15 protein-coding genes and 1 riboswitch are annotated in these 15,748 nt (G+C 71.0%); of the genes, 5 read left to right on the forward strand and 10 right to left on the reverse strand.

Annotated elements, in window-relative coordinates; translation table 11 throughout:
• Positions 1-107 precede the first annotated feature (107 nt).
• Positions 108-626, forward strand: a complete 519-nt coding sequence (locus tag FSV73_RS22605; protein ID WP_145012056.1) for a DUF962 domain-containing protein — start codon at positions 108-110, stop codon at positions 624-626.
• Here the strand turns inward: FSV73_RS22605 and FSV73_RS22610 are convergent.
• From FSV73_RS22610 to cobG, 7 genes are all read right to left on the reverse strand, one after another.
• Positions 611-1,375, reverse strand: coding sequence for an ABC transporter ATP-binding protein (locus FSV73_RS22610; protein WP_145011826.1), 765 nt, complete (start codon positions 1,373-1,375; stop codon positions 611-613). The two genes, FSV73_RS22605 and FSV73_RS22610, sit on opposite strands and share 16 nt — an antisense overlap.
• Entirely contained in the window at positions 1,372-2,406 is a 1,035-nt protein-coding gene (locus tag FSV73_RS22615; RefSeq protein WP_145011829.1) for a FecCD family ABC transporter permease, read from the reverse strand. Before FSV73_RS22615 ends, FSV73_RS22610 begins: the two co-directional genes overlap by 4 nt.
• Positions 2,403-3,419 carry an ABC transporter substrate-binding protein gene (locus FSV73_RS22620; RefSeq protein WP_145011831.1) on the reverse strand — a complete coding sequence of 339 codons (1,017 nt, stop codon included), beginning with the start codon at positions 3,417-3,419 and terminating at the stop codon, positions 2,403-2,405. Before FSV73_RS22620 ends, FSV73_RS22615 begins: the two co-directional genes overlap by 4 nt.
• A gap of 31 nt (positions 3,420-3,450) precedes the next feature.
• Positions 3,451-3,588: riboswitch (cobalamin riboswitch) on the reverse strand.
• 16 nt (positions 3,589-3,604) lie between these two features.
• Positions 3,605-5,275: a precorrin-3B C(17)-methyltransferase gene (cobJ, locus tag FSV73_RS22625; RefSeq protein ID WP_186309317.1), complete on the reverse strand. Its 1,671-nt coding sequence runs from the start codon at positions 5,273-5,275 to the stop codon at positions 3,605-3,607.
• Positions 5,263-6,003 (reverse strand): precorrin-2 C(20)-methyltransferase, encoded by a 741-nt coding sequence (locus FSV73_RS22630; protein ID WP_145011834.1) that lies wholly within the window; start codon positions 6,001-6,003, stop codon positions 5,263-5,265. The genes cobJ and FSV73_RS22630 overlap by 13 nt, the downstream gene beginning before the upstream one ends.
• Entirely contained in the window at positions 6,003-6,629 is a 627-nt protein-coding gene (locus FSV73_RS22635; RefSeq protein WP_145011837.1) for a precorrin-8X methylmutase, read from the reverse strand. The genes FSV73_RS22630 and FSV73_RS22635 overlap by 1 nt, the downstream gene beginning before the upstream one ends.
• Positions 6,622-7,908, reverse strand: a complete 1,287-nt coding sequence (gene cobG, locus FSV73_RS22640) for a precorrin-3B synthase (protein ID WP_145011840.1) — start codon at positions 7,906-7,908, stop codon at positions 6,622-6,624. Before cobG ends, FSV73_RS22635 begins: the two co-directional genes overlap by 8 nt.
• Before the next feature lie 97 nt (positions 7,909-8,005).
• On the opposite strand from cobG, the gene cbiE reads away from it, so the two are divergent.
• The 3 genes from cbiE to cobM all read left to right on the forward strand — a co-directional run bounded on the left by cbiE (position 8,006) and on the right by cobM (position 11,137).
• A complete protein-coding gene (gene cbiE / locus FSV73_RS22645; protein WP_145011844.1) occupies positions 8,006-9,208 on the forward strand; it encodes a precorrin-6y C5,15-methyltransferase (decarboxylating) subunit CbiE in 1,203 nt (400 codons plus the stop codon).
• Positions 9,209-9,686: 478 nt separating this feature from the next.
• Positions 9,687-10,409, forward strand: a complete 723-nt coding sequence (locus FSV73_RS22650) for a cobalt-precorrin-6A reductase (protein WP_145011849.1) — start codon at positions 9,687-9,689, stop codon at positions 10,407-10,409.
• Entirely contained in the window at positions 10,406-11,137 is a 732-nt protein-coding gene (gene cobM / locus FSV73_RS22655; protein ID WP_145011852.1) for a precorrin-4 C(11)-methyltransferase, read from the forward strand. Before FSV73_RS22650 ends, cobM begins: the two co-directional genes overlap by 4 nt.
• Before the next feature lie 108 nt (positions 11,138-11,245).
• Here cobM and deoC read toward each other — a convergent pair whose 3' ends face one another.
• The gene (gene deoC, locus FSV73_RS22660; RefSeq protein WP_145011854.1) at positions 11,246-11,923 is read right to left on the reverse strand and encodes a deoxyribose-phosphate aldolase; all 678 of its coding nucleotides are present in this window, start codon (positions 11,921-11,923) and stop codon (positions 11,246-11,248) included.
• Positions 11,924-11,996: 73 nt separating this feature from the next.
• Positions 11,997-13,322, reverse strand: a complete 1,326-nt coding sequence (locus FSV73_RS22665) for a DUF3100 domain-containing protein (protein WP_145011857.1) — start codon at positions 13,320-13,322, stop codon at positions 11,997-11,999.
• Between the two features lie 330 nt (positions 13,323-13,652).
• Here FSV73_RS22665 and FSV73_RS22670 point away from each other — a divergent pair, with 330 nt between their 5' ends.
• Positions 13,653-14,555 carry a LysR family transcriptional regulator gene (locus FSV73_RS22670; RefSeq protein WP_145011860.1) on the forward strand — a complete coding sequence of 301 codons (903 nt, stop codon included), beginning with the start codon at positions 13,653-13,655 and terminating at the stop codon, positions 14,553-14,555.
• 38 nt (positions 14,556-14,593) lie between these two features.
• Here the strand turns inward: FSV73_RS22670 and FSV73_RS22675 are convergent, their stop codons facing one another.
• Positions 14,594-15,748: a M20 aminoacylase family protein gene (locus tag FSV73_RS22675; RefSeq protein WP_145011863.1), complete on the reverse strand. Its 1,155-nt coding sequence runs from the start codon at positions 15,746-15,748 to the stop codon at positions 14,594-14,596.

Genomic DNA, 15,748 nt, shown 5'->3' on the forward strand with positions numbered 1-15,748 from the left:
CGAGCGAAGGGGCGATCATCGCAATGGCAACCGTCTCGGACCCGGCAGACAGAACGACCGCCCAGGTGCATGCTGGAGCTCCTACCCGCCGCCTGGGCAGCCTGCCGATGAAGACCCTGGAAGAGCATCTCAGCCAATACGCCCGCTATCACCGCGATCCGCGCAACATCGCCAGTCATTTTCCCGGCATCCTGCTGATCGTCCTGGCGGTGGCCAGCCTGCTGTCCCGCCCGGTTTTCAGCCTGGCGGGCTGGCCGCTGTCACCCGCCGTGGAGGTCGCTGGCGCGGTGGCGATCTTCTATCTGCGCCTGGATCGTCCGCTCGGGCTGCTGATGACCGCCCTGCTCGCCCTGGCCCTCTGGCTAGGCGCCCTGCTGGCGGCCCGGACCACAGCACTATGGCTGGCCTGGGGCCTGGGTCTGTTCGTAGCGGGCTGGGCCATCCAGTTCGTCGGGCACCACTACGAAGGACGCAAGCCCGCCTTTCTCGACGACCTCGCCGGACTGGCCATCGGCCCGCTGTTCATCGTCGTGGAGCTGGTCTTCATGCTGGGCGGACGCCCGGCGCTGAAGCGGGTGATCGACGAGAGCGCCGGCCCGGTGCGGCGCCGTCAGCCCAGCCGATAGCGGATCGTCGGCCGGACCTCCGGGCCGTCCAGACTGACCTCGGCCCTCACCCCCCACACCTGTTGGATCAGCTCGGCCGTCAGCACCTCGGCCGGGGTGCCCTCGGCGACCAGGCGCCCGTCCCTGAGCACCGCCAGGCGGTCACAGAACAGCGCGGCCAGGTTGAGGTCGTGGATGGCCAGCACGCAGGTGGCCGGCAGACGGCGGACCAGGTCGAGGATCTCCAGCTGGTGCTGGATATCCAGATGGTTGGTGGGTTCGTCGAGCAGGAGTTCGCTGGGCTCCTGGGCCAGGGCGCGAGCGATCTGGGCGCGCTGGCGTTCGCCGCCAGAGAGGCTGGGCCAACGACGACTGGCCTTGTCGGCCAGCCCGACCTGGGCCAGGGCGCGCTGGCAGACCTCGGCGTCGCGGGCGCTCCAGGCGTCGAGCAGGCCACGATGGGGCGTGCGGCCCAGGCGCACCACCTCGGCCACCGAGAGATCGGCCTCGGTGCCGGCCTGCTGCTCCACCAGCGCGACCCGGCGCGCCAGGTCGCGGCGGCGCAGCAGCTTCAGCGGCGTCTCGTCGAGGCTGACCCTGCCCTCCTCCGGCCGCCGCAGGCCGGCCAGCAGCCGCAACAGGCTGGACTTGCCCGAGCCGTTGGGGCCGAGCAGCCCGAGCACGCCGCCGGGCGGCACCGCGAGGGTCACCCCGCGCAGGATCGGCTGGCCACCGGCGCTCCAGGCCACGTCGCGCGCGGCCAGACTCATCGGACCTCCCGCGCGCGATAGAGGATGAAAGCGAAGGCCGGCGCCCCGACCAGGGCGGTGACCACGCCGATGGGCAGGGTCTGCTTGGCCACCAGGGTGCGGGCAACGATGTCGGCCAGCACCATGAACAGGGCGCCGATCAGGGCGCAGGCGGGCAGCAGCCGACCATGCCCCGGACCGACCAGGAAGCGCGCCACATGGGGGATCACCAGGCCGACGAAGCCCACCGCTCCGACCAGGCTGACCAGGCAGGCGGTGATCAGGCCGGTGACCGCCAGGAGCAACAGGCGCAGTGGGCCCACCGCCACGCCGAGGCTGGCGGCGGCGTCCTCGCCGAAGGCGAAGGCGTCCAGCGCCCGGGCGCAGGCCAGGCACACCAGCAGGCCGCCGAGGACCACGGCGCCGGCCAGCCAGACATCCGGCCAGCGCACCCCGGACAGGCTGCCGAGCAGCCAGAACATCACGCTGCGCGCCTGCTCGGCGTTGGCTGCGGTGGCGACGATGTAGGCGGTCAGGGCGTTGAACAGCTGGGAGGCGGCGACCCCGGCGAGGATGATGCGGGTGCTGCCACCGCTGCCGAGGAAGGGCAGCACCACGGTGAAGGCCAGCAGGGCGCCGAGGAAGGCGCCCAGGGAGACCCCGAGCACACCCCCGCCGACGCCCAGCAGCATCACCAGCACCGCGCCGGTGGAAGCGCCGGCCGACAGTCCCAGCACATAGGGTTCGGCCAGGGCGTTGCGCAACAGCGCCTGGAGGATGGCCCCCGAGACCGCCAGGCCCGCCCCGCAGCAGGCGGCCACCAGGGCGCGGCTGAAGCGGTATTCCCAGACGATGCCCTGGACGATGCGCTCCACCGGATAGGGCCCCAGGCCGAGGCCATTGGCGATGGCCTGCAGGCTGGTCAAGGGGGCGATGGGCATCTCGCCGAAGGAGGCCGCGAACACCACGCTGGCGGCCAGCGCCAGCACGGCGGCCAGGCCCAGCAGCCAGCGCCAGGGCCGGGCGCCTGCGGCCGCCAGGGGCAGGCTCATGGTTTGGGTTTGCCCAGATCGCTGGCCAGGGCCTCGACGCCGTCCACCACCCGCAGCGAGGGGTTGAGGGTCGGGGCGTCCACCACCAGCAGGTGGTTCTCGCGCACCGCGCGCAATTCGCGGGTCAGGGGGTCGCTGCGCAGGAAGGCCAGCTTCTTGTCGACGTCGTCGGCCGGGTACAGGCGGCGGTCCATGCGCGCCACGACGATGTAGTCCGGGTCCAGGGCGGCGATGCGCTCCCAGCTCACCGCCGGCCATTCCTCGGCGCTGTCCACCACATTGCGCAGCCCCAGGGCGCGCGCGATCCAGGCGGGCGCACCGAGGTTGCCGGCCACCCAGGGGTCCCCTTCCAGGCGCGTACTGGAGAACCAGAACAGCACCGAACGACCCTGCACCCCGGCAGCCTTGGCTTTCTCGCCAGCAGCGGCGATGCGCCGGTCCAAATCAGCCGCCAGGCGGTCGCCGGCCGGCTGCACATCGAGGATGGCCGCCAGTTCGTGCACCTCGCGGGTTACCAGCTGCATGTCGAAGGGGGCGCTGCGGCTACCATCGCTGTTGGAGTCGGCGGTCACCGCCTTGCCTTCGCAATCGCTGGGCGCCACGTAGGCGGCGATGCCCAGGTTGGCGAAACGCGGGAAGTCCGCCACCTCACCGCCGGGACCGACGTGATAGGTGTACTGCGCCGCCACCAGGTCCGGCCGGGTACCGACCACGGCCTCGAAGCTGGGCGCGTTGTCGGCCAGCCGCGGAATGCCCTTGCCCTCGTCCTGCAGGTCCGCGGGCAAGCCGCCGAACCAGACGCCGGTGCCCACCAGCCGCGCGGCCACACCCAGGCGCAGCAGCAGCTCGGTGCTGGCCTGGCCGATACTGACCAGGCGCTGGGGGGCGCGCTCGAAGACCAGGTCGCGACCGCAGTTGTGCACGGTCAACGGATAGTGGGTGGCGGCCTGGGCGGTGAAGGCCGAAACGGACAGTGCCGCGGCCGCGAGCAGCGGCGAAAGATGGCGAAGCATGGACTCTCCCTGGGATGACGCGTCCCTTGTGGATGATGGGTATCCCCTGGTGAGGTCTGGCTCGCTTCTCGCGAAGCTTACAGTGGCGCGACCGCGCCGGCTTCTCACCGGCTTCCCGCCAAGGGATCTAAGGGGTCGCCGACGGTGAACCAGCGGCGACCAATCTTCAAGCACTAGATGTTACTTTATAACAACTCAGGATCATACCAGCGTGGCGTATAGACCCATTCGCCGCCATCGGCCCGCTTGAAGCGCCGGGTATGGCTGGAGCCGAGGATCACCAGGGTGCGTGAATCGACCATCTCGCTGCGCAGGGCGCCGAGGCTGGTGTACTCGAGACCGCCGCCGGGCCGGCCGACGTCGCGGCCGAGGATCACCGGAGTGGTCGCCGGGCGACAGCTACGCAGGACATCCAGGGCCCGGTCCAGTTGGTGCGGACGGGCCTTGGAGATGGGGTTGTAGAAGGCCATGGCCAGGTCCGCCGCGGCAGCCTGGCGCAGCCGCTGCTCGATCACCGCCCAGGGCTTGAGGTTGTCGGACAGGGAGATCAGGCAGAAGTCGTGGCCCAGGGGCGCGCCGGCCAGGGCGGCGCTGGCCATGGCCGCGGTGATGCCCGGCAGGATCTCCAGTTCCACCGCGACCCAGCGCGGATCCGTGGCGCCTTCCAGCACCTCCAGCACCGCCGCGGCCATGGCGAAGACGCCGGGGTCGCCGGACGACACCATTACCACCTGGCGCCCACTGGCGGCCAGTTCGAAGGCATGGCGGGCGCGCTGCAATTCCTCGCGGTTATCGCTGGCATGGGCCAACTGGTCGGGACGCAAGGGACCAGCCATGTTCACGTAGGTGGCATAGCCGAGCACGTCCTGGGCCTGGTCCAGGGCGCGCCGCACCACTGGCGCCATCAACTCGGCCGCGCCGGGGCCGAGGCCCACCACGCTGAGGCGACCACGGCACTGCCCGAGGCGGTCCGGGTCCAGCGGCGTCCCGTGCAGGTGCAGGGCGATGCCTCGCTCCTGGGCCCGCGTCACGGTCGCCTGGGCGAAGTCCGGCGTGCTGGCGTCGACGAATCTCAGCGGTACGTCCAGCGCCTGGCTCAACTCGGCCAGGGCGGGCGCGGCCATGTCTTCGGCCCGCGCCAGGAGCACGGCCACGGCGCCTGGCGCGTAGCCGGTGCTGGCGAGCAGTTCGGTGACGGCAGCAGCGCTGGCATCGGCGCGTACCGCCACCAGCACCGCGCGGGGATGGATCAGCAGGGTGTGGTCGTCGGCACTGGCCAGCGGCGAGACCAGGATGCGCTGGTGGGCGGCGGGATCGCGCGCCAGGGGCACCTCGTCCAGCCAGGGCGCCTCGCCCTCGATGCGCACCGGGGCACCGGCCAGCAGATCGGCCACCCGGTGCTTGGCCACGTCGACGTCGGCCAGGGCATAGCCGGCCGGCGGATCGAGCAGACAGGTGCCGAACCTCAGCTCGCCGCTGGTGGTGATGGCTGGTGCCACCGCCAGCAGCGTACCCAGGGTGCGGGCCAGGCGATTGGTACCGGCCAGGCCACCCAGCAGGGGCACCACGGCGCTGCCGTCCTCGGCCACCGCCAGCACGGGCGGCTCGGCGGTCTTGTCGTCCAGGAGCGGCGCCAGGCTGCGGATGACGATGCCGGCGGCGCAGAGCACCACCAGCGGGCGTTGCTGCCGATAGAGTTCACGCAAATGGTCGCCGAAGGCGGTGTAGCTCACGTCGCCTGCGACCCGTCCGGCCAGGCCGTGCACCAGGCTACCCGGCAGGCCAGCTTGCAAGCGGCGGGCGGTGGCCTCGGCGCCGGGGCCGAGGATGACGATGGCCGGACTCAGCCCTTCCATTTCACCCCCGGCACCACCACCAGCGAGAAATACGGCGAGGCCATGGGCTCGACCTCGTCCAGCGCCACGATGCGCTGGTTGCTCATGGTGGCGCGCTCGATATAGCGGGCGCGCTGATCCAGGCCCAGCTCTCGCAGGACCTGGCGCACCTTGTCGAAATTGCGGCCGAGTTTCATCACCACGGCGGCATCGGCGCTCTGCAGGCGCGCCTTCAATTCCTCGGCGGAGAGCACCCCGGAGAGCACGGTGAGGGTCTGGTTGCGATAGACCAGCGGCAGGCCGAGCATGGCCACGCCGCCGAGCATGGAGCAGACCCCCGGCACCACCTGGGCCTCGTAGCGCTCGGCCAGGCGGTCGTGCAGGTACATGTAGGAGCCGTAGAAGAAGGGATCGCCCTCGCAGATCACCGCCACGTCACGGCCGGCGTCCAGGTGGTCGGCCACCTGGGCAGCAGCGGTGTCGTAGAAATCGGCGATCACCGTCTCGTAGGACAGCGGCGGCGCCAGCTTCTCGGTGGTCACCGGATAGACCAGCGGCAGGCGCTGCTGGCCGTCCAGCAGATAACCCTCGATGACGCCATAGGCATTGCCGCCCTGGCCGACGTTGGCCTTGGCCTTGGCGACGAAATAGGCCACCACCGGCGCGCCCTGCAGCAGGCGCAGGGCCTTCACGGTGATGAGTTCCGGATCGCCCGGGCCAACGCCCAGGCCGAGCAGGCGGCCGGCCATCACTCCACCTCCGTGGCCAGGGCATTGACCGCCGCGGCGGCCATGGCACTGCCGCCCCGGCGGCCGCGGACGATGACATAGGGCACGCCGCGGCTGTCGGCCGCCAGGGCGTCCTTGGACTCCATCGCCCCGACGAACCCCACCGGCATGCCGAGGATCAGCGCCGGCTTGGGCGCCCCGGCGTCGAGCATTTCCAGCAGGTAGAACAGCGCCGTGGGGGCATTGCCGATCACCACCACGCTGCCGGCCAGGTGCGGCCGCCAACGCTCCAGGGCCACCGCCGAGCGGGTATTGCCCTGCTCCAGCGCCAGCTCGCGGATGCCTTCGTCGTGCAGGGTGCAGATCACCGGGTTGTTCGCCGGCAGCCGGGTGCGGGTGACGCCTTCGGCGACCATGCGTGCATCGCAGAGGATGGGCGCACCGGCCGCCAGGGCCGCGCGACCGGCCGCGCCGGCCCCCGCGGAAAAGGCCAGGTCCTGGACCACGTCGACCATGCCGCAGGCATGGATCACCCGCACGGCGAGCTTTTCCAGGTCGGCGGGGATGGCCGAGAGATCAGCCTCGGCGCGGATAGTGGCGAAGGATTGGCGATAGATCGCCTGGCCGTCGCGTTCGTACTCAAGCATCACTAGGGCTCCGGGCCAGCCAGGCGGCGGCCTCGTCGAGAGAAAGGTGGGTGGCGCGCCGCCGGCCCGGACCGGGCTGGGTGGCGTCGCGCACGAAGAGGTCATAGCGGCCGGGGGCCACGGCCAGCAGGGTATGGGGCGCCTGACCGGCCAGGGCGCAACTGCGCGGGCAGCCGGAAAGATGGACCTCCACGCCGGCCGGCAGCCGTTCGGCCAGCTGCAGGGCATCGCCCTTGGTCTCGGCCTGGCCCTTGGCGCAGCCCTGGCTACCGGTACAGGCGACCAAGCGGGCCAGGGGCGCGGCGGGGTCGACGGTCAGGTCCAGGGCCGCCAGGGCGGCGAGCAGCTCCGGCGCCTGGTAGACCGGCACATCCGGCAGCAGCAGGCCCTGCCAGGGGGTGAGGTGCAGGTCGCCGTTGCCCAGGCGCGCGGCGAGGTCGGCGACCGCAGCCAGGGTCGCCGTCGGGAGTCGACCCAGGGCGGGTTGGGCACCGACCCAGCAGAGGCCAGCTTGGCGCTGGCGGTGGATGCCCAGGCGTCTTGCGGTTTCCGCGGGGGCGCGTGGGTGCCGCGGAGCCGGCAGCAGGTCCAGACCCGCCAGCAGCGCTGCGGCCGGATGCTGCGCCAGCAACTGGCGCATGCGGCTCTGCTCAGGGCTGGCCAGGTCGAGGAAGCGATGCAGCAGCAGCGCCACCGTCGCCACCTCGCGCCCCAGCGGAATCAGGCCCAGGGGTGCGTCCAGCGGGGTGCCGGCGAGACCGAGCACATAGCCCTCGGCACGGGCCGCCAGCCAGACGTCATGGGGATGGTCGAGCCGCGTCAGGGCCTCGCCGCCGTCCAGTTGCAGGGCGAACTTGGCCGACAGCCCATGCAGCCGGCGGTCGCCTTCCACCAGGGCAAGCAATTCGGCGGCCAGGGGGCGGACGTCGCGCAACTGTTGCGGATCACGGCCCGCGGCGGGGCTGAGCAGCAGATTGCGCACATCGTCGGCCGCCGGATCGGCTGGGCCCAGACCGGCGGCCTGCAGGGCAGCGACCAGGGCGTCGGCGCCGTCCGGGCGCACGCCGCGCAGTTGCAGATTGGCTCTGTTGGTCAGTTCCAGCACGCCGCTCGCCCAGCGCTCGCTGGCCTGGGCGATGGCGCGGGCCTGAACCGCCGTGAGGCGGCCGCCCGGCAACTTCACCCGGCACAGGCCGCCATCGCGCGCGGGCACGATGCGCAGCAGGCCCGGACAGGCCGAAGGCCGCGGGACGAGGGCGGTGGGAAGCGGAGGATTCACGGCGGAAGGTCGGGCTGAACGGGAAAGACGTTATTATGCCCGCTTTGCCCGACCCCTTGAAAACGCCCGGTCGGCTGACGTTCGATGAGGTTTGTTCATGATCCCCTGGCTGACCGTGGTGGGTATCGGCGAAGACGGCTACCCCGGCCTCGGCAAGCAGGCGCGTCGCGCCCTGCTGGAGGCGCAGGTCGTCATCGGTGGCCCGCGCCAGCTGGCGCTGCTGCCACCCTGCATTGGCGCCACCCGCGAGCCCTGGCCGCAGCCCTTCGCCCTGGCCCCGGTGCTGGACCGGCGCGGCACCCCGGTCTGCGTCCTGGCCAGCGGCGATCCCATGCTGTTCGGCGTCGGCGCCAGTCTGTCGCGCCAGTTGTCGGCCGACGAATTGCAGGTATTGCCGGCGCCCTCCTCCTACTCCCTGGCCGCCGCGCGCCTGGGTTGGCCGCTGCAGGAGGTGACGCTGCTGTCGGTGGTGGCCCGGCCCCTGGCCGGGGTGGTGCGCCACCTGCATCCCGGCGCCCGGCTGCTGGTCCTGAGCAACGATGGCCGCAGTCCCGCTGCCCTGGCTGAACTGCTGGTGGCGCAAGGCTTCGGCGCCAGCCCGTTGCAGGTGCTGGAGCATCTGGGCGGCCCGCTGGAACGACGGGTTACCGGCCGCGCCCAGGACTGGTCGCTGGCCGAGGCGGCGGCGCTCAACCTGGTCGCCATCGAGGTCCTCAGCGAGACCGGTGAGCCGGGCCTGCCGCTCACCCCCGGCCTGCCGGACGACGCCTATCGCCATGACGGCCAACTGACCAAGCGCGATGTGCGCGCCGTGACCCTGGCGCGCCTGGCGCCGCGCCCCGGCGAATTGCTGTGGGACGTGGGCGCCGGCTGCGGCTCCATCGGCATCGAATGGGCGCGCAGCCATCCCGGCTGCCGGGTACTGGCCATCGAGGCCGACGCCGGCCGCCAGGCTCATATCCGCCACAACCGCGACCACCTCGGCGCCCCGGCACTGCAACTGGTGGCCGGCCAGGCCCCGGAGGCCCTGGCCGGTCTGGCCACGCCGGACGCCATCTTCATCGGCGGCGGCCTGACCGCGCCCAGGGTGCTGGATACCTGCTGGGACGCGCTGCGTTCCGGCGGCCGCCTGGTCGCCAATGCCGTGACCCTACAGACCGAAGCGGCCCTGGTGGCCTTTCGCGCACACCACGGCGGCGACCTGACTCGCCTGCAGGTGGCCCAGGCCCAGCCACTGGGCGCCTTCGACACCTGGCGCGCGGCGCTGCCCATCACCTTATTGGAGGTGGTGAAGTCGTGAGTGTTGGAGTTGCCCCCCTCACCCCAGCCCTCTCCCCGAGGGGAGAGGGAGTGGCTTGGTGTGACCCTTTAATCCGCAGCGGTAAGCGGCGCCTCGCCCCCTCACCCCGGCCCTCTCCCCGTAGGGGCGAGGGTGTCGTTCGCTGTGACGATCGGGGGGAAGTGCGGCGGTCAGGCGCTCGGCAGCTTCGTCGTGCTCTCATCATTGATGAAAGCCTTGTGCAGGGCCTCGCCTCCTCACCCCAGCCCTCTCCCCGTAGGGGCGAAGGGGTCGTTCTGTGGTGGGTTGGAAGTCTGGCGTACGGGCTAACGCCCACTCGTCTTTCTGAGCGAGCTGCAATGACCGGCGGGAACGCCGCCTGCGAGGCCAGGACCCCGACTCCGCGGCTCAATCCCAGGCACCGGCTTTGCTCCCCTCTGCCCCCGGGAGAGGGGTCGGGGGTGAGGGTGCACGCCCACGACCTCGTCGGAGCCATCCCATGAAGATCCTCCTGCTCGGCGGCACCACCGAGGCCCTGGCCATCGCCCGCCAGCTTCCGGCAGATGCCCGCTACAGCCTGGCCGGCCTCGGCCGGGTGCCTCAGGACCTGCCCTGCCAGGTGCGGGTCGGCGGCTACGGCGGCGCCGCGGGCCTGGCGGCCTTTCTTGGCAGTGAAGGTATCGACCTGCTGCTGGACGCCACCCACCCCTACGCCGCCCAGATCAGCCATAACGCCGCCCAGGCCGCAACGAGCGCAGGCATCCCCTGCTGGGCTCTACGCCGCCCGGGGTGGCAGGCCGGGCCGGAGGACGATTGGCGCGAAGTGGCCGGCTGGGCCGAGTTGCAGACAGCGCTGGCGCCCTTCGCCCGCCCCTTCTTCACCCTGGGGCGCGAACCCCTGGAGCACCTGGGCGAGATCCCCGCCCATCAGTTCTGGACCCTGCGCCTGCTCGACGCCCATCCCGGCACCGCCCAGGCCCGCATCATCGCCGACCGCGGCCCCTTCGCCCTGGACGCCGAGCGTGCGCTCTTCGCCCAGGGCAACTTCGATGTGCTGATCAGCAAGAACAGCGGCAGCGCCGCTACCCAGCCCAAGTTGCAGGTAGCGCGTGAGCGCGGCCTGCCGGTGCTGATCCTGCGCCGCCCCGCCCTGCCCACCGTCGACCGCGAACTCGCCAGCGTCGCCGACCTGCTCGCCGCCCTCGCCGAAGAAATCCCATGACCGTCCATTTCATCGGCGCCGGCCCCGGCGATCCCGACCTCATCACCGTCAAGGGCCAGCGGCTGATCCGCCAGTGCCCGGTGATCCTCTACGCCGGCTCCCTGGTGCCGGCGGCGGTGCTGGAAGGCCACCAGGCCGAGACGGTGATCGACACCGCCCAGCTGGATCTCGACACCATCGTCGGTCATCTCGCCGCCGCCCACGCCCGCGGCCAGGACGTGGCCCGAGTGCACTCCGGCGATCCCTCGCTGTACGGCGCCATTGGCGAGCAGATCCGCCGCCTGCAGGCCCTGGGCATTCCCTACGAGATCGTCCCCGGCGTGACCGCGACCGCCGCCTGCGCCGCCTTGCTGGGCTGCGAACTGACCCTGCCCGGCGTCAGCCAGACGGTGATCCTCACCCGCTACGCCAGCCGCACGGCCATGCCGGAAGGCGAGGCGCTGGCCGATCTGGCCCAGCACCGCGCGACCCTGGCCATCCACCTAGGCGTGGGCCAGCTGGAGCGCATCGTCGCCGACTTGCTGCCGCACTACGGCCCCAGCTGCCCGGTCGCCATCGTCCACCGCGCCAGTTGGCCGGACCAGGACAGCGTCCAGGGCACCCTAGCCGACATCGTCGAACGGGCACGCGACAAGGACTTTCGCCGCACCGCGCTGATCCTGGTCGGCGAGGTGCTGGCGCCGGGGGACTTCAGCGATTCCAAGCTGTACCGGCAGGGGCCGGGCTGACGCCGTAGGTTGGGCTGAGGCGGCCTTATCGCCGAAGCCCAACACACCAAAGCTCGACGCCGCACCGTTGAGCTTCGCTGTGCTCAACCCAACCTACGTTCGTCCTGTCTAGTACCCTGACCCACCTTCGCTACCGGTGACGATGGCTACCCCCGAACTGGTCCCCAGTCGGGTCGCACCGGCCTCCAGCATGGCCTGGGCGGTGGCGCGGTCACGTACGCCGCCAGAGGCTTTCACGCCCATCTCCGGACCCACCTCTTCGCGCATCAGCCGCACGTCCTCCAGGGTCGCGCCGCCGTGGCCGAAGCCGGTGGAGGTCTTGACGAAGGCCACTCCGAGGTCGCGACAGAGGCGACAGGCCTGGCGCTTCTGGGTCTCGTCGAGCAGGCCGGTCTCCAGGATCACCTTGAGCGGTACCGCCCCGCAGGCGGTCAACACCGCGGCGATGTCGGCGGACACCTCGTCCAGCAGACCCTCCTTGAGCCAGCCGATATTGAGCACCATGTCGATCTCCCCCGCCCCGGCGGCGATGGCGCGCTCGGCCTCGAAGGCCTTGGCCGCGCTCAAGCCGGCGCCCAGCGGAAAGCCCACCACCGCGCAGACCTTGACCGCACTGCCAGCCAGTTGCTCGACCGCGTAGGGGACTTGGCCGGAATTCACACACACCGAATAGAAGCCGTGGGTCCTGGCCTCCGCGCATAGCTGGGCGATGCGCGCACGACTGGCGTCGGCGGCGAGCAGGGTGTGATCGATATGGGACGCGAGCGAAGCGGCATCGGGCTGCATGGAAACCTCCAGGGAGTGGAGGCTGCAGTATGGACGCCTGGCCCCGGTACGGCGACCGGGGCCAGGGAGTTCATCAGTGGAACAGCTCGGCGATGCACACCGCGCCGATGAAGGTACCGAAGCCGGCGGTCAGGGACACCACCACGATGCGCCAGCCAAGGCGGCGGAAGGCGGGGATGTCCTTGGCGATGGACAGGCCGGCGAAGGCCAGCATGGGGGTGATCACCGCCAGTACGCCGACGCTGTTGGAGGCGGCGGTGATCTGCGGCGCCAGCGGACACCAGGGCGAGGTGAGGAACATGGCCACCAGCGACACCCAACACACCGCCGGCACCTTGCGGCGGAACAGCTGGCAGAGCAGTTCGCCGACGAAGGCCGCGGCGATCATCAGCGCCACGGCACTGAGGGCGGCCGTCGGCAGGGTCTTGGTGGCGACGAAGGTACCGAGCAGCGCCAGGGTCGCGGCGGCCAGCCAGGCGCTCAGGCGGCCCGACCATCCCAGCTCCACCGGCTCGTCCACCACCGTCTGGTCCACCGCGCTCTGGGTGAAGGAGGCCTTGGTGGTGCGGCCGATGCGCGGCTCCAGCACCCGATAGCCCCAGACCGCCAGCGGCAGGGAGATGAACAGGGTGAAATAGGTGCCCAGGGTCGTGGTGATCAGGTTGGCCGCGGCGGCCAGCGCCATGACCTCCTTGGCCACCTCGGGGGTCTGCTGGGCGGCCACCGCACCGGCGGCGGCGGCCATGATGCTGCCCGAGCCGATGCCGGCGCCCATGGCCAGGGAATAGGGATGGAAGATATTCAGGCTGGCGATGAAGCCGGCCACGATGGCCATGAATACCGCACCGATCAGGGTACCGGTGAGGTATTCGGCGAGTACGCCGCGCCCCTCCGGCGAATCCATGCCGTAGCGCTCGCCGATGATCGCCAGGCTCGGCTCGCGGCCCACCGAGAAGGTGGCGCCGACGGCCTCGCGCTTGATGCCCAGCAGCAAGGCCACCGGCAGACCGAGCAGGATGGTGCCGACGAAGTGTCCCAGCTCCTGGAAGGCCAGCGCCCAGCCCGCGGCGATCACCGTGGGCAGCGAGCCCCCCACCACCAGGCCGAGCTTGGCGATGAAGATCAGCAGGGCGTATTGCAGGATGGCCGCCGAGCGCACCTGGGCGCTGCGGCTGACGCTCAGGCCCTGGGGCAGGCGCGGGCCGGCGAGACCGACCGCGGCACCCAGCAGCAACGCCCAGATCATCGGCAGCAGGACCACCTTGCCCGGCCCCAGCGGGATGCTGATGGCGCCGACCAGCTCGGCGATCAGCAGCACCAGGGCTGCCCAGATGTAGAGTTTGACGGTATCGCTGACCGCGCGGTCCTGGCCGACGGCCAGAGTCGGATTGGCACTCATTCTTCCCCCTGCGGCCCACTCGCGGGCTCGGTTGTTGGTATGTTGGCAGACGCGAGCGGCGAGGCTCGCTGGGCAGAAACGAAGGCTCCGCGAGGGAGCGTGACCCGGCCGTTCTAGGAGGGCTGGTCGAGGTCGCACGGAGGATGTCCGGAAGCGGGAGTGCCGGGAAGAACGCTGTTTTCCAGGAGTTGTTCCGCCGCTCCGGGCCTCTGCGTCGCGGGCCTCGGCCAGGCCGGGGCGGCCGTGGTCTTGGGCCGAGTATGGACAGCGCCCTGTTCTCTCTCCAATACTGGAAATGGCCTTTTCCGTTGCCTTTACGAGAACACAAGGATGCGTGGAATTCACGAACAGCGCTTGCATTACTTCGTCGAGGCGGTGCGCCTGGGCAGCGTGCGCGCCGCTGCCGACGCCCTGGACATCGCCCCTTCCGCGGTCAGCCGGCAGATCGCCCAGGTCGAGGCCGAGCTGGGCGTCGATCTCATCGAGCGGCATCGCCGTGGCATCACCCCCACCGAGGCCGGTCGCCTGGTGCTGGACTATTTCCGCCAGCGCCAGACCCAGCTCGACGGCCTGAGAGACGCCATCGCCGACCTCCAGGGGCTGCGCACCGGCAACGTGGCGCTGGCCATCGGCGAGGGGTTCATCGGCGACCTGTCGCGCAGCCTGGGCGAATTTTCCGCGCGGCATCCGGACATCGAGGTCAGGGTCAACGTGGTGGGCACCAATGAGGTGATCCGCCAGGTGATGGAGGACGAGGCGCACCTGGGGCTGGTATTCAATCCGCCGCGCGATCCGCACCTGCGGGTGCATGGCAGCCGGCCGCAGCCGCTCTACGCGCTGGTGGCGCCGGAGCATCCGCTGGCCGCGACCGCAGGTCCCATCGCGCTGGCTGAACTGGGCCGGCACCGCCTGGCGTTACCGGACATCTCCTACGGCATCCGCCAGATGCTCGATGCCGTGGAACAGGCCGCCGGCCAGCGCCTGGCGCCGACCCTCACCTGCAACACCTTCACCCTGCTCAAGCACTATGCCCAGCAGGGCGGCGTGACCCTCTTGCCGCTGTTCGCCGCGACCCAGGAACTGGACAGTGGCGCCTTGCGCGCCCTGCCCCTGGCCGATCCGGGCTTCGCCCGCGCCCACGTCGAGCTGGTCACCCGGCTGGGGCGCAAGCTCAGCCGTGCGGCGGACGAGTTGCGGGCGAGCCTGGTGCAGCAGATGACCGCCTTTCGCTGAGTGTCAGCGGCGCTCTGCAGACCGACGGCAGGCACACCTCAGGCTGGCAACTCCTGCCGCACCAACTCCGCCCACAGCTTTACCGCCGGCTCGATGATGGCGTCATTGAAGTCGTAGGCTGGATTGTGCAGCGGCGCCGAGGGCTGGGCGCCGTCGACGCCGAGCCAGAGATAGGCCCCCGGCCGCGCCGCCAGCATGAAGGCGAAGTCCTCGGAGGCCATGGACGGCGGTACGCCATCGCTGACCCGCTCGGCGCCGAAGGCTGTGACCGCCGCCTGGCGCACCCGCGCCGCCTGGGCGGGATGGTTCTGGGTCACCGGATAGCCACGGGTGAACGCCAGCTCGCCACGCACACCCTGGGCCGCCGGGGCCTGGGCGACGATTTCGCCGATCAGCCGCTCGACCTCGGCGCGTACCGCGCCATCCAGGCACCGTACCGTGCCCCTGAGGCGCGCCACCTCGGGGATGACGTTGATCGCCTCCCCGGCCTCCATCATGGTCACGCTGACCACCGCGGACGCCAGCGGCGAGATGCGGCGGGCGACGATGGTCTGCAACTGCAGGATCAGGTCCGCCGCGGCGACGATGGGATCGCGGCCGCGCTCCGGCATGGCCGCGTGGCAGCCCTTGCCGGTCAGGGTGATGGCGAAGGTGTCCAGCGAGGCCATCATGGCGCCGGGATTGACCACCACCTGGCCGGCCGGCAAACCCGGCCAGTTGTGCAGGCCGTAGATGGCGTCCATCGGGAAGCGTTCGAACAGGCCGTCCTCGATCATCTTCTGGGCGCCGCCGAGATTTTCCTCGGCGGGCTGGAAGACGAAAAAGAGGGTGCCGCGGAAGTCGCGGGTCTCGCTCAGGTACCGAGCCGTGGCCAGCAGGATGGCGGTGTGGCCGTCGTGGCCGCAGGCGTGCATGCGTCCGGCCGCGGTGGAACGGTGGGGAACGTCGCCCACCTCCTGCATCGGCAGGGCGTCCATGTCGGCGCGCAGCCCCAGGCTGGGGCCCTCGCCGTGGCGCAGTACGCCCACCACGCCGGTGCCGCCGAGGCCGCGATGGACCTCCAGGCCGAAGCCCTCCAGCAGCTCGGCCACCCGCGCCGCGGTGCGGTGTTCGGCGAAGCCCAGTTCGGGATGGGCGTGGAAGTCGCGCCGCCAGCGGCGGGCGTCGTCCAACAGGGATTGATGGATGGTCAT

Source organism: Pseudomonas oryzihabitans (assembly GCF_007665395.1).
GTDB lineage: Bacteria > Pseudomonadota > Gammaproteobacteria > Pseudomonadales > Pseudomonadaceae > Chryseomonas > Chryseomonas psychrotolerans_C.